11 protein-coding genes and 1 tRNA gene are annotated in these 12,493 nt (G+C 70.7%); 5 read left to right on the top strand and 7 right to left on the bottom strand.

Features of this window, described 5'->3' with window-relative positions:
• Positions 1 to 268 precede the first annotated feature (268 nt).
• From DEJ13_RS04850 to DEJ13_RS04835, 4 genes are all read left to right on the top strand, one after another.
• Positions 269 to 964: a phosphocholine cytidylyltransferase family protein gene (locus DEJ13_RS04850; RefSeq protein ID WP_056122124.1), complete on the top strand. Its 696-nt coding sequence runs from the start codon at positions 269 to 271 to the stop codon at positions 962 to 964.
• 41 nt (positions 965 to 1,005) lie between these two features.
• Positions 1,006 to 1,830, top strand: coding sequence for an ABC transporter permease (locus DEJ13_RS04845; RefSeq protein WP_111108173.1), 825 nt, complete (start codon positions 1,006 to 1,008; stop codon positions 1,828 to 1,830).
• Positions 1,830 to 2,600, top strand: a complete 771-nt coding sequence (locus DEJ13_RS04840) for an ABC transporter ATP-binding protein (protein WP_111108172.1) — start codon at positions 1,830 to 1,832, stop codon at positions 2,598 to 2,600. The genes DEJ13_RS04845 and DEJ13_RS04840 overlap by 1 nt, the downstream gene beginning before the upstream one ends.
• Positions 2,601 to 2,720: 120 nt before the next feature.
• A complete protein-coding gene (locus tag DEJ13_RS04835) occupies positions 2,721 to 3,023 on the top strand; it encodes a hypothetical protein (protein ID WP_056122133.1) in 303 nt (100 codons plus the stop codon).
• Between the two features lie 11 nt (positions 3,024 to 3,034).
• Here DEJ13_RS04835 and DEJ13_RS04830 read toward each other — a convergent pair whose 3' ends face one another.
• From DEJ13_RS04830 to DEJ13_RS04810, 5 genes are all read right to left on the bottom strand, one after another.
• The gene (locus DEJ13_RS04830) at positions 3,035 to 4,267 is read right to left on the bottom strand and encodes a CDP-glycerol glycerophosphotransferase family protein (protein WP_111108242.1); all 1,233 of its coding nucleotides are present in this window, start codon (positions 4,265 to 4,267) and stop codon (positions 3,035 to 3,037) included.
• Positions 4,268 to 4,294: 27 nt separating this feature from the next.
• Complete coding sequence (locus DEJ13_RS04825; protein WP_220037626.1) at positions 4,295 to 5,203, bottom strand: glycosyltransferase family 2 protein; 909 nt, start codon at positions 5,201 to 5,203, stop codon at positions 4,295 to 4,297.
• Positions 5,200 to 6,042, bottom strand: coding sequence for a CDP-alcohol phosphatidyltransferase family protein (locus DEJ13_RS04820; RefSeq protein WP_220037625.1), 843 nt, complete (start codon positions 6,040 to 6,042; stop codon positions 5,200 to 5,202). Before DEJ13_RS04820 ends, DEJ13_RS04825 begins: the two co-directional genes overlap by 4 nt.
• 5 nt (positions 6,043 to 6,047) lie before the next feature.
• The gene (locus DEJ13_RS04815; protein ID WP_111108241.1) at positions 6,048 to 7,091 is read right to left on the bottom strand and encodes a glycosyltransferase family 2 protein; all 1,044 of its coding nucleotides are present in this window, start codon (positions 7,089 to 7,091) and stop codon (positions 6,048 to 6,050) included.
• A 154-nt stretch (positions 7,092 to 7,245) separates the two neighbouring features.
• Positions 7,246 to 9,282, bottom strand: coding sequence for a trypsin-like peptidase domain-containing protein (locus DEJ13_RS04810; RefSeq protein WP_111108240.1), 2,037 nt, complete (start codon positions 9,280 to 9,282; stop codon positions 7,246 to 7,248).
• A 179-nt stretch (positions 9,283 to 9,461) separates the two neighbouring features.
• On the opposite strand from DEJ13_RS04810, the gene DEJ13_RS04805 reads away from it, so the two are divergent.
• Positions 9,462 to 10,754: an aminotransferase class I/II-fold pyridoxal phosphate-dependent enzyme gene (locus DEJ13_RS04805; protein ID WP_111108243.1), complete on the top strand. Its 1,293-nt coding sequence runs from the start codon at positions 9,462 to 9,464 to the stop codon at positions 10,752 to 10,754.
• Here the strand turns inward: DEJ13_RS04805 and DEJ13_RS04800 are convergent.
• Both DEJ13_RS04800 and DEJ13_RS04795 read right to left on the bottom strand, forming a co-directional pair.
• The gene (locus tag DEJ13_RS04800) at positions 10,678 to 11,520 is read right to left on the bottom strand and encodes a carbon-nitrogen hydrolase family protein (RefSeq protein ID WP_111108239.1); all 843 of its coding nucleotides are present in this window, start codon (positions 11,518 to 11,520) and stop codon (positions 10,678 to 10,680) included. The genes DEJ13_RS04805 and DEJ13_RS04800 overlap by 77 nt on opposite strands.
• An 887-nt stretch (positions 11,521 to 12,407) precedes the next feature.
• Positions 12,408 to 12,484, bottom strand: a tRNA-Met gene (locus DEJ13_RS04795).
• Between the last annotated feature and the right edge of the window lie 9 nt (positions 12,485 to 12,493).

The following is a 12,493-nucleotide window of genomic DNA, read 5'->3' as shown; positions in this document are numbered from 1 at the left end:
GTCGGGGCGGCGGACACCCAGTGTCACGAATTGACTACGAAGCCGTTCAGGACGTACCCCGACGAGGGGACGTTCCGTATCATTCACCGGGACACGACGGAGTGTTCACCACTTGGAAACCTGCCCCGGATGCCCGCGGGGCCGCTGATCCCTCCGCGTCGACGACGCGCAGGACGCGGTTCACGGCTCGTTCGCACCAATCGGGCGCAGACTCGACACGGCCTGCCTGCGCCCACCGGCGCGCGGGCAGACACCGGAAGGGACAAGCATGACCACGCAGATCGTCATCCTCGCAGCGGGGATGGGCAGCCGCCTCGGGCGCAGCCTGCCGAAGCCGCTCACCGAACTCAGCGACGGCCGCAGCATCATGCAGCAGCAGTTCGACAACATCCGTGCCGCGTTCGGTTCGAGCGCCAAGGTCACGGTCGTCGTCGGCTACAAGTCCGAGTACATCGTCGAGGCCTTCCCCGAAGCCGCCTTCGTCTACAACGAGTCCTACGACTCCACCAACACCTCCAAGAGCCTGCTCCGCGCCCTCAAGGCGACGGGCAAGGGCGGGGTCCTCTGGATGAACGGCGACGTCGTCTTCGACCCGCGGGCGCTCGTCCGGGCCGCCGACATGATGGACCAGGACCGCTCCTTCGTCAGCGTCAACACCGAGAAGGTGTCCGACGAAGAAGTCAAGTACACCGTCGACGCCGAGGGCTTCATCCACAAGCTGTCGAAGCAGGTCGTCGGGGGTCTCGGCGAAGCCGTCGGCATCAACTACGTCTCGGCCGCCGACAAGCAGGCGCTCATCCGTCAGCTCGGTCGTGTCGACGACCAGGAGTACTTCGAGGGCGGCATCGAAGCGGCCATCGGTGAAGACGGTCTACGCTGGACGCCGATCGACATCTCCGACCTGTACGCGGTCGAGATCGACTTCGCCGAGGACCTCGAGCGCGCGAACAACCTGTTCGCCTGAGCAACTGGCATCCTCTCGGTGATCCCGGCCGGAAGGACCCCATGACGACATCGAGTGCGCCGACCGCGCTTGCGACCGTTGCCCCGGCAACCGTCCGCAGCGCGAGTCGGCGCTATCGTCATGCGCTCTGGCTGCTGACGAAGCGCGACCTGCGCGTCCGGTACTCCACCTCGGCGCTCGGCTACGTGTGGTCGATCCTCGACCCGCTCGTCATGTCGGCGATCTACTGGTTCGTCTTCACCCAGGTGTTCCACCGCGGGTCGGTCGGCGAAGAGCCCTACATCGTGTTCCTGCTGTCGGCGCTGCTGCCGTGGATGTGGTTCACGGGGGCCGTGTCCGACTCGACGAGGGCCTTCATCTCCGAGTCGAAGCTGATCCGCTCCACGACCATCCCCCGCAGCATCTGGGTGCTCCGGATCGACGCGTCCAAGGGCATCGAGTTCCTGCTGAGCATCCCGGTGCTCGCGGTGTTCGTCATCGCGACCGGTGCGCACGTGCACTGGCAGGTCGTGCTCTGGCCGCTCGCGATCCTGCTGCAGGCCGCCCTGGTCTACGGCATCGGCCTGATCGTCGCGCCGCTCGTGGTCTTCTTCCGTGACCTCGAACGCGCCGTCAAGCTCGTGCTGCGGTTTGCCTTCTACGCTTCCCCGATCATCTACGGCACCCACGCGCTGCCGGCGGTCCTGCACGACCTGGCGGCGATCAACCCGCTCACGGGCATCTTCGGCATCTACCGCGCCGCGTTCTTCCCGAGCCAGCTCGACTGGTTCGAGGTCCTCGCCTCAACGGTGACCACGGCGGTGGTCGTGGTCGTCGGGCTGGCGGTCTTCCGGCGCAGTGAGCACCGCGTCCTCAAGGAACTGTGATGACGACGACCCAGACGCCAGGCCAGACCACGACAGCCGCGCCCGTCATCTCCGTGACCGACGCCGGCATCAGGTTCAAGCGGAACCGGAAGGCCGGTCGCAGCTTCAAGGACCTGTTCGCGGGCAGCAACCGCCGCAAGCGCGCTGACGAGTTCTGGGCGCTGCGCCACGTCTCCTTCGACGTGCGCCCGGGCGAGGCGATCGGCGTCGTCGGTCGCAACGGCCAGGGCAAGTCGACACTGCTGAAGCTCGTGGCGCAGGTGATGCTCCCGGACGAGGGACGGGTCAGGGTCGGCGCGGGTGTCGCGCCGCTGATCGAGATCACCGGCGGGTTCGTCGGCGACCTCACGGTGCGCGACAACGTGTACCTGACGGCCGGGCTCCACGGGATGTCGCGCGCGGAGATCCGGGACAGCTTCGACGAGATCATCGACTTCGCCGAGATCGGCGACTTCGTCGACACCCCGTACAAGCACCTCTCGAGCGGCATGAAGGTCCGGATCGCCTTCTCGGTCATCTCGCGTCTCGACGAGCCGGTGATCCTCGTCGACGAGGTCCTGGCAGTCGGCGACAAGGGCTTCCGCGAGAAGTGCTACAAGCGCATCGAGGACCTGCTCGCCGGGGGGCGCACGCTCTTCTTCGTGTCCCACAGCGACAAGGACGTCCGCCGGTTCTGCGACCGCGGACTGTACCTCGACAAGGGGCGGCTCCAGCTCGACGGCACGGTCGACGAAGCCCTCGCGCAGTACGCGGCCGACTACCGGGTCTGAGACCTCAGCGGGGGTCCTCGTCCCTCCACAACCTGCCCCACCACGCCCCGCTCCACAGGCCACGTCGCCGCAGCGGATCCACCGCCCCCGGCGTCGGACCCTCCCCCTACCGTGTCCCCCATGCACCCCGCACCAACCGCGTACCCGGTCCCGTTCGCAGTCGACCGCAGCCAGGCCCCGCGCCGGTACGACCTCGTCAACATCGGTGACGAGCCCGTCGACGGCCTCAGCCTGACCCACCTCGGCTCGGGCTACTGCCCGCCCCTCGTCGTCCGTCGCCTCGACCCCGGCCGCAGCCTGGGCATCGCGGTGTTCGGGGCAGCGCCCGACGACACCGGCGTGGTCATCGTGCGGTGGCGCCGTCCGGACCGCTCGGAGTACCTCTGGCGGATGTCCCTGGTCGGCCCGGGGCTCGCGCCGTGACCGGCCGGCGCTCAGCGGCGCCCGTGATGCCGCGCGACCTCGTGCCACCGTGCGACGAGCTGGTCGACCGCGGCGTGGAAGCGCGCCGTGGCCACACCGGGCGTCGTGTCCCCGAAGTACCGCGTCACCCACCGTCGCAGCTCCGCGAGCTCGTCCTCGTCGTGCGCGGCGGCGTCGACCCGCGCGACCACGTCGCCGGCGTCCTCCGCGCGCAACCAGTTGGCCGCGACCAGGTACCCGCGCTCGTCCACCTCGGCTTCGGTCGACACCGGGCGCGTGACGATCAGCGGCTTGCCCACCGCCAGGCGGTCGTAGATCATCGCGCTGATGTCGGTGATCGCCACGTCGGCGTCCGCCAGCTGCCAGCCCATCCCGGGCCCGTCGTCGTACACGTGGTGGGCACCCGCGTCGGCGGCGTTGGCCGCGGCGATGGCCGCCACGATCCGCTCGTGCGCGGCACGGTACCCGGGGTCGATGACCCCGCTGCGCGGGTGGGGTCGGTAGACCAGTCGGTGTCGCGGGGACGCCAGCACGCGCTCCGCGATGGTCGTGCCGTGGCTCGCGATCGAGCCGTACGCGGCGGCGGGCCGGTCCCCCTCCCAGGTCGGGGCGTACAGCACGACGGTGCGCTCGTCCGCCGGGTACGGGGGCTCGCCCGCGAAGTGGTCGGCCTGGGGTCGTCCGATGGCGATGGCGCGACCGTCCAGGTCGTAGTCCCACAGCGCCTCGGCCAGGCGGTCACGAGCGGCGTCCCCGGCGATCAACGCGTAGTCGTACGCCTTGAACTGGTTCGTCGTCATGTACATCTTGTCGCTCTCGCCGTGGTTGACGAAGACGTGCCACATGCGGCCGTACCGCATCATCTGGAAGTTGCGGGCGTTCTGGTTGACGTACAGCACCAGCTTCGGCGCCTGCGTGTCGACGAACCGTTCCAGGTCGACCACCTGACGCGCGTACACGGCCGGTACCGGAGCCTCGTCGAGCAAGGTCAGCATGGTGCCGGGGTTGCGCGAGACGATCGCGACGGGGTGGGTCTTCGCCAGTTCGGCGAGGGGCGCGTACCACTGCCGCACCTGGTACATGTTCACGGGACCGTCGGCGAAGTAGACCGCGACCTCGATGCGGCCCGGCGCGAGGGGCTGCTCGGTCGTCAGCCGCTTCGCGAGACCGCGTCGGTTGCCCCGGGCGTTCAGCAGTCGGCGGCCCAGGCGCCAGGCCGTGCGGACGTCGTTCAGGATCGGCATGCTCGGGTCTCTCTCGTGGGCTCGGGGTCAGACGACGGGCGGGCGTCCGGCCAGGGTCATCCGACCGATCGTCAGCCACCCCATGGGGCGTGCCGGCCCGCAGTCGGTGGTCCAGCCCTCGCGGATCCCGGCCAACCACACGCGCAGCTGGCGCGGACGATGCCACCACCGGGCGGTCTGGATCGCGGCCCAGGACCCGACGTACAGGGGTCGAAGCACCGCGGGCAGGTTCCGGCGGGCGAGCCAGACACGGTTGCGGGCGTTCAGGCGGACGTACTCGCTGTGCCGGGCCGGGTCGATCGCCGGATGGTGTGCAACCAGTTCACCGGCGTACCAGGCTCGACGCCCGGCGTCCCACACCCGCCACGCGAGCTCGATGCCCTCGTGTGCGTAGAAGTACGGCGCTCCCCACCCGCCGACGGCGCGGTACACGTCGGTCGGCAGCACGACGGCGCCCTCCCAGACCGAGAACACCGGAGACGACGCACCCGCGTCGCCCTTCCGGATGCGCGGCACCCAGCGCAGGGGGCTCGCCGCACCGGCTGGGTCGACGACCCGCGGCTGGACGAGCCCGAGCGACGGATCGGCACCGAACAGGGCGATCGCGTCCCGCAGGAACGTCTCGGACGGGATCGACGCGTCGTCGTCCAGGAAGAACAGGTAGTCCCCCTCGACGACCTCGGCACCGGCGTTCCGCCCCGCGGGGATCCCGATGTTCTCCGGCAGCGCCAGCGAACGCACGCCCTCCGGCAGATCGGTCGGGTCCCACCCGTTGCCGACACAGACCACGTCGAGCTCGACGTCATGCTGCGCCAGCACGCTCTCGAGCCCGCGGCGCAGGTCGTCCGGTCGCGTGCCCTGCGACAGGCTGACGACGCCGACCCGCGGTCGCTCGCGACCGGGCAGCGCGTGCCGACGCAGTGTGCCCGGAGTCACGCGCGCACCCGCTTGGACGACATGATCGCCAGGAAGTGTCCGGCGGTGGCGATGACGGCCAGCGGAAGCAGCGCCCCGACCAGGACCCGGTCGGTCAGCGGATGACCGATCACCAGGCCGATCAGCGCGAACACGAACGCCAGGATCGACAGCTCGACGGAGTGGTACAGGCGGTGGAACGGCAGGAAGCGGGCCACCCGGCGGAGCGATGCCAGACGTCGGCCAGACGGTGCCGTGGTCGCGTCACGGCGGTCGACCAGCTTCTCGAGACCGGAGTTCGCGCGGGCGACGTGCACCATGTCGTTGAGTGCCTTGTTGAGCACGATCACCAGCCCGAGCGCACAGCCGATCGTCGTCCACATCCAGTCGGCACCGTGGACGGGCCAGGTCGCCGCTCGCACGCCGAGTGCGATCGGGATGAGCCCCTCGGTCGTGTAGTGCCCGACCTTGTCGAGGAACACCCCCGCTGGCGAGCGTGTGCCGCGCCATCGCGCGACCTCGCCGTCAGAGCAGTCGACCAGCATCTGCAGCTGCCCGAGCACGAGTGCCAGTGCCGCTCCCCAGATCCCCGGGATCAGCAGCGCCGCGGCGACCGACCAGCCCACCAGGATCATCAGGCCGGTGACCTGGTTCGCGCTGACCCGGGTCTTCAGCAGCACCCACGTCAGGTACGGCGAGACGTCGCGCAGGTACAGGGCCGCCGTCCAGTGCTCGGCGTTCGCGCGTGACCGGACCTCGTCCGGCTGGGCGACCGCGCGGAGCTGGGCGATCGAGGACGGGTGCGCGTACCGGTCCCGACCGTGGTCGGGGTGTGGGGCGTCGTGCTGGGGATCGGTCAAGTGGGTCACCGTCCGGTGTGGGTCGTCAGCTCGGAGGTCCGCGTCAGGAACCCGACGATGAACCCGACCCCCCAGCCGATGTGGATGCAGGGCAGCACGACGAGCAGCCATGCGCGGGTGGGGGCGTCCGACCATCGGGAGACCGCGAGGCCCCCGGCGACGACGAAGACCAGGTACACGGCCGGCACGACGAAGCCCACGAGCGCCCAGGCGGCACCGCTGTGGACGATCGCACCGACGACGCCGACGATCCCGGCGACGAGCCCGAGCCCCAGTCCCGCCACCATCGCGGGGGGCACGAAGTACCGCAGCCCGTTGTTCGCGGGGAAGCGCCGGGCGAGTTCGCCGCGCCACAGTCCGGTGGCGACGAACTGGCGGATCAGCCGCTTCAGGCTCGGACGCGGCCGGTACGTCACGACGAGCTCCGGCGTGAACCACACCGTGCCGCCCGAGGTGCGCAGGCGCCGGTTGAGCTCCCAGTCCTGGCCGCGCTTGATGCCCTCGTCGAACAGGCCGACGGCGAACAGCCGGTCGCGGCGGAACACGCCGAGGTACGCGGTCTCGGCCGGACCGGCCTGGCCACCGACGTGGTGCGGGGTCCCACCCAGGCCCACACGGCTGCCGTACGCCAGCGCGACCGCCTTCTCGAACGGGGTGCGGCCCTCGGCGCGCATGATGCCGCCGACGTTGTCCGCGCCTGATTCCTGCAGCGTCCGGACCGCGATGCGCGTGTAGTCCGGCGGCAACACCGAGTGCGCGTCCACCCGCACGACGACGGGGTGGGTCGAGGCCCGGATCGCCACGTTCAGTCCCGCCGGCGTGGACCCGACGACGTTCTCGACGGCGCGGATACGGGGGTCGGCGGCACTCATCTCGGCGACGAGTTCGTTCGTGCCGTCGATCGACGGGCCGAGCGCGAGGACGACCTCGAACGGCCCGGCGTAGTCCTGTTCCAGCAGGCTGGCGACGGCTGCCCGGACCTCGGTGACCTCGTTCAGGACGGGCATCACGTACGAGACACCCGGCAGGTGCTGTCCGTCTGTCTGCATGCGTTCCTCGGGGTCCTGGCGGTGAGCGACTCGCAGCCTATCAAGCGGGCGGGACCCGGACCTGCTGCCGCACTGGGCGCCGTCGGCGCACCCCGAGACCGACGGGAGGCCCGGTACCAGCTGGTACCGGGCCTCCCGTCGGACGTGCGGAGCGTCAGCTCTTGCTGTCGTACGTGCCGAGTGTCACGTCCGCGGTCCGGCTCGCACCGTTCCGGACGTAGGTGATCTCGGTCTTCGCGCCACCGGCGAAGTAGCGCACCTGGGCGGTCAGGTCGGTCGCGTCGGACACGGTCGCGTCGCCGATCCGGGTGACGACGTCGCCCTTCTGCAGGCCGGCGCCGGCAGCGGCACCACCCGACGAGACGGACTTGATGAGCGCGCCCATCTGGCTGGCGTTGGCGTCCTCGCTCGCGTCGCCGACCGTCGCACCGAGCAGTCCGTGCGTCGCGGAGCCGTTGTCGATGATCTCGTTCGCGACGCGCTTGACCAGGTTGGCCGGGATCGAGAACCCGACGCCGATGCTGCCGGCCTGCGAGCTCGAGGAGTCGGAGCTGCCCGCACTGGCGATGGCCACGTTGATGCCGATGAGCCGGGCCTTGGAGTCCAGCAGCGCACCGCCGGAGTTGCCCGGGTTGATCGACGCGTCGGTCTGGATCACCGGCAGCGACACCGTGGCGCTCGCGCCGGAGCTCGAGCCGTTGTCACCGTTGCCCCAGAAGTCGAACGGACCGTTGCCGTTGTTGCCCTGGCCCTCGTTCGAGTCGCCGCCGGCCTTCGGGTCGCTCGACGTGACCTGGATGCTGCGGTTGAGCGTCGAGACGATCCCGTCCGTGACGGTGTTGGACAGGCCGAGCGGTGCACCGATGGCGACGGCCGTGTCACCGACGTTGAGCTTCGACGAGTCGGCGAAGGTCATCGGCTTGAGGTCGGTCGCGTCGATCTTGATGACCGCCAGGTCGACCGTCGGGTCCGTGCCGACGAGCTTGCCCGGGTAGATCTTGCCGTCCGAGGTCGTGACCTTGATCGTGCCGCTCGAGCTGTCGCCGTCCAGCGTCACCACGTGGGTGTTCGTGACGATGTAGCCGTCCTTGCTCATGACGACACCCGAGCCGGTGCCGGCCTCGCTCGACGAGGAGACGTTGATCGTCACGACCGAGGGCGTGGCCTGCGCCGCGACCGCGGTGACGACCGTGGCCGACTTGTAGTCGTTGACCGTGAGGTTGCCGCCGCCGCCTGAGCCCGAGGAACTCGTCGTGGTGCCCCCGCCGTTCGACGTGGCCGCCACCCAACCGCCGCCGGCGGCTCCGCCGACGAGGGCGCCGACGATCAGTGCACCCACCACCGGGAGGATCAGTCGGTTGCGCGTGGTCGACTTCGGCTTGGTGGTCGTGCCGTTGGCGGCACCGGCCGCCCCTGCGGCTGCGCCGGAGAAGTAGTAGCCGTTCGCGCGCTGCTCGGAGCCCTCGGTGTCGCCGAAGGCGCTGGAGGTGGGGGCCTGGGCGGACTGCTGGCCGTACTGGCCCTGGTGGCCAGAACCGTACTGGCTGGTCTGGCCGTACTGGCTGGTCTGGCCGTACTGACCCTGCTGGCCGTACTGGCCCTGGCCGTACTGGGTCTGCTGGCCGTACTGGCCCTGGCCGTACTGGTCCTGGTGGCCGTACTGGTCCTGCTGGCCGTACTGGTCGTGCTGGCCGTACTGGCTCGTCTGACCCTGGCCGTACTGGTCCTGCTGGCTGTAGGCGCTCTGCTGGCCGTACTGGCTCTGCTGGCTCTGATCGCCGTACTGGCCGTACTGGCTGGTCTGGTCCTGGCCGTACCCGGACTGCTGGCCGGGGCCGGACTCGGACTGCTGGTCCTGCCCGGGCTGCTCCTGTGCCGCCGCCGGCTGCGCGTACTCGCCGTAGCGAGGACGGTCCTGCTGCCCGAACTCGGCCGTGGGGTACGGAGCCGTGTACTGGTCCGTGTGCTGGTCGTTCCCGAACTGCTCCGTCGGGTGCGACGACGCGGGTTCGATCACGTCGGTGTGGTCGGCGTCAGCGGCCTGGTGGCCGGACGGGGTGGTCTCGGAGTCGCTCGGAGTCGACGCTCCAGCGTCGCCCGCCTGCTGCGCGGCGTCTTCGGCGTGGACCTCGGGGGTCGTGTCGGCCGGACGGTCGTCGTCGCCGTGCCCGTTGCGCGTGGTGTCGCTCATGCTGGACGTGCTCCTTTCAAGCTCGTGCAGTCTGTCGGACCCACCTGGGCGATGGTCCTGGCGGCGCTGCGAGAGCCCTATGGCGATCTTATGCGTCGCCTGTGGACGCGCTCCCGGCGGTTGTCCGGCCACGCACTAGGTTGGTGGCGTCCAGCACCACGCCCGTCGGAGGGAACCACATGCGGCAGTCCGGCCCCTGGGTCCGTGCAGCGGCGGGAGCGATGCTCCTCGGACCGGACGGCGTGCCGGCGCCCACCGTCTTCGCGGAGATGAGCGCCCTCGCGGCGAGCACCGGGGCGATCAACCTCGGACAGGGGTTCCCGGACGAGGACGGCCCCGCCGAGGTCCTCGACGCGGCGGTCCGTGCGATCCGTGACGGCGTCAACCAGTACCCACCGGGCCGTGGCACCCCCGACCTGCGTCTGGCGATCGCAGAGCACCAGCAGCGGTGGTACGGCCTGCGCGTCGACCCGGACCGCGAGGTCCTCGTCACCGCGGGTGCGACCGAGGCCCTGGCCGCGACCCTCCTGGCGCTCGTCGAGCCCGGTGACGAGGTCATCACCTTCGAGCCCTTCTACGACGCCTACGGAGCGCTGATCGGGCTCACCGGCGCGCAGCACGTCACGGTCCCGCTGACCGCACCGGACTTCCTGCCCGACGAGGAGACCCTGCGCGCCGCGTTCTCCGACCGCACCCGGGCCGTGTTGGTGAACACGCCGCACAACCCGACGGGCCGGGTGCTTCCGACCGAGGTCCTGCGGGCAATCGTCGACCTCGCCGAGCAGCACGACGCGGTCATCATCACCGACGAGGTCTACGAGCACCTGACGTTCGCCGTGCCGCACGTGCCGATCGCGAGCCTCCCCGGTGCTCGGGACCGCACGGTCACGGTGTCGAGCGCGGGCAAGACCTTCAGCACGACGGGGTGGAAGATCGGGTGGCTCACGGCTCCCCCGGCGATCGTCGACGCGATCACCTCGGTCAAGCAGTTCCTGACGTACGTGAACGGCGCCCCGTTCCAACCCGCCGTCGCGACCGGCCTGCGGCTGCCCGACGCGGTGTTCGCGGGCATCGCTGACGACCTGCGCGGCAAGCACGAGTTGCTCGCCACGGGGCTGCGCGCCGCCGGGCTCGAGGTGATGCACCCGGACGGTGGCTACTTCGTCATCGCCGACGTCGCGCCCCTCGGGTTCGCCGATGCGCGGGCCTTCTGCCTCGAACTGCCCACACTGGCGGGTGTCGTCGGGGTCCCGGTCTCGGCGTTCGTGCGCCCGGACAACGCCGCCGGCTACCGCTCACTCGTGCGGTTCGCGTTCTGCAAGCGCCGCAGCGTGCTCGAGGACGCTGCTGCACGCCTCGCCGGCCTCGGCGCAGCCGGTCTCAGCGCGTCCGGTGTCAGCGCGTCCGGTCCCAGCGCGTCCGGTCCCAGCGCGTCGTCACGTCGTACCGACGGAGCGACAACGACGGGTTGACCCGCCGAACACTGTCCGTCACCCCGGTGTCGACCGAGCCGACCAGGAGGCCCGGTGCGGCCCCGAGCGCGGTCGTCGCGACCCCGGACGGGTCCAGCAGCACCGACCCGCCGATGCCCACCGGCGGCGCCTGACCGACTCCGAGCACCCAGATCGTGTTCTCGATCGCGCGGGCCGTCAGCAGCGTGTGCCAGTGGTGCTCCTTGCCCGGACCACGGACCCACTCAGCCGGCACGAGCACGAGGTCGGCTGCGCCGGTCTCGGGCGCAGCCAGTCGGCGCGTGACCTCCGGGAACCGCAGGTCGTAGCAGGTCTCCAACCCGATCCGGACGCCGTCGACGTCGAACACGGGGAGCTGCTCCGCTCCCCCCGGTTCGATGCGGTCGGACTCCCGCGAGCCGAACGCGTCGTACAGGTGCACCTTGCGGTAGACGCAGCGCACCTCGCCCGCGGCGTCGACTGCGACGAGGGTGTTCCGGAACCGGTCCGGGCGGTCCGAGACCTCGGCCACGCCGACCACGAGCGCAATGCCGGTCTCGCGTGCGACCTCACGGAGCCCGGAGACGAACGGCCCGTCGAGCGGCTGCGCTGCCGCGACGAAGTCGTCGTCGATGTCGGCGGTGAAGTACGACGTGTACTCGGGCGTGACGAGCAGGTCCGCGCCGCGTGCGGCCGCATCCCGAGCGGCGGTCGTCACGGTCGCGAGGTTGGCCTCCGTGTCGTCCACGGGTGCGAACTGCGCGGCCGCGATCGTGAGGGTCGTCATGTCCCGACCCTACCGACGTGCACTGCGGTGTCGCCCCGCCCGCGCACCCACTCGCCCGCTCGCCCGCCCGTCCGCTCGCCCACTCCTCCCTCCGCGAGCGGGCGGAAGCGCCGGGTTCCTCCTCGAACCACCCCGGGATTCCACCCGCTCGCGCATCCCGCAGACCCCGCTCGCACGCACGCACGCGCGCCGAACGGGCGGAAGCGCCGGGTCCCTCCACGCCTGACCCGGGGACTCCGCCCGCTCGCGCATCCCCCGGACCCCGCTCCCACGCACCCGCGCCGAACGGGCGGAAGCGCCGGGTCCCCCCACCAACCACCCGGGGACTCCGCCCGCTCGCGCATCCCGCAGGCCCCGCTGCCACTCACCCGCGCCGAACGGGCGGAAGCGCCGGGTCCCTCCACGCCTGACCCGGGGGATTCCACCCGCTCGCGCAGGGACGGTTGGGAACGTCCATCCGTTCGGCCTGGTGCATGTCGAGCGGGCGGGAACGCGCGCGCCGCACCGGCGGCACCCGGGTACTCCGCCCGCTCGGCGTCGGAGGGATCACCTCAGGGCGCTGGCTCACACGCACGAACACGCTTCGCCGAACGGGCAGGAACGTCGGGCTGCCGTTCACGGAACCGGGAGGATCCGCCCGTTCGCGAACATGTGCGCGACGGCCCCGGTTCGCGATGTGGATTTCCGTGTCACGGGGGGGGGGTGCCGGCAGACTGAAGCCCGGTGCACGAGCGGTACCAACCGGGGAGACGACACCTCGAACGGAGCTTCCGACACCAGGCAGTCGGAAGCCGGGCACGAGGCACTGGGCATCGGGCACTAGGCACTGGGCACTGGGCACACGAAGAAGCCCCGGTCCTGATGGACCGGGGCTTCTTGTGACGCGTTGGTTGCGGGGGCAGGATTTGAACCTACGACCTCTGGGTTATGAGCCCAGCGAGCTACCGAACTGCTCCACCCCGCGGCACGTATG

This window comes from Curtobacterium sp. MCLR17_007 (assembly GCF_003234655.2).
GTDB lineage: Bacteria > Actinomycetota > Actinomycetes > Actinomycetales > Microbacteriaceae > Curtobacterium.
Note: the sequence above shows the minus strand (reverse complement) of the source record. Positions and strands in the feature narration are given on the sequence as shown.

Excerpts from the sequence above, each read along its gene's own strand:
- DEJ13_RS04850 (WP_056122124.1), top strand. The coding sequence starts at position 269 with ATGACCACGCAGATCGTCATCCTCGCAGCGGGGATGGGCAGCCGCCTC.
- DEJ13_RS04845 (WP_111108173.1), top strand. The coding sequence starts at position 1,006 with ATGACGACATCGAGTGCGCCGACCGCGCTTGCGACCGTTGCCCCGGCA.
- DEJ13_RS04840 (WP_111108172.1), top strand. The coding sequence starts at position 1,830 with ATGACGACGACCCAGACGCCAGGCCAGACCACGACAGCCGCGCCCGTC.
- DEJ13_RS04835 (WP_056122133.1), top strand. The coding sequence starts at position 2,721 with ATGCACCCCGCACCAACCGCGTACCCGGTCCCGTTCGCAGTCGACCGC.
- DEJ13_RS04830 (WP_111108242.1), bottom strand. The coding sequence starts at position 4,267 with ATGCCGATCCTGAACGACGTCCGCACGGCCTGGCGCCTGGGCCGCCGA.
- DEJ13_RS04815 (WP_111108241.1), bottom strand. The coding sequence starts at position 7,091 with ATGCAGACAGACGGACAGCACCTGCCGGGTGTCTCGTACGTGATGCCC.
- DEJ13_RS04810 (WP_111108240.1), bottom strand. The coding sequence starts at position 9,282 with ATGAGCGACACCACGCGCAACGGGCACGGCGACGACGACCGTCCGGCC.
- DEJ13_RS04805 (WP_111108243.1), top strand. The coding sequence starts at position 9,462 with ATGCGGCAGTCCGGCCCCTGGGTCCGTGCAGCGGCGGGAGCGATGCTC.
- DEJ13_RS04800 (WP_111108239.1), bottom strand. The coding sequence starts at position 11,520 with ATGACGACCCTCACGATCGCGGCCGCGCAGTTCGCACCCGTGGACGAC.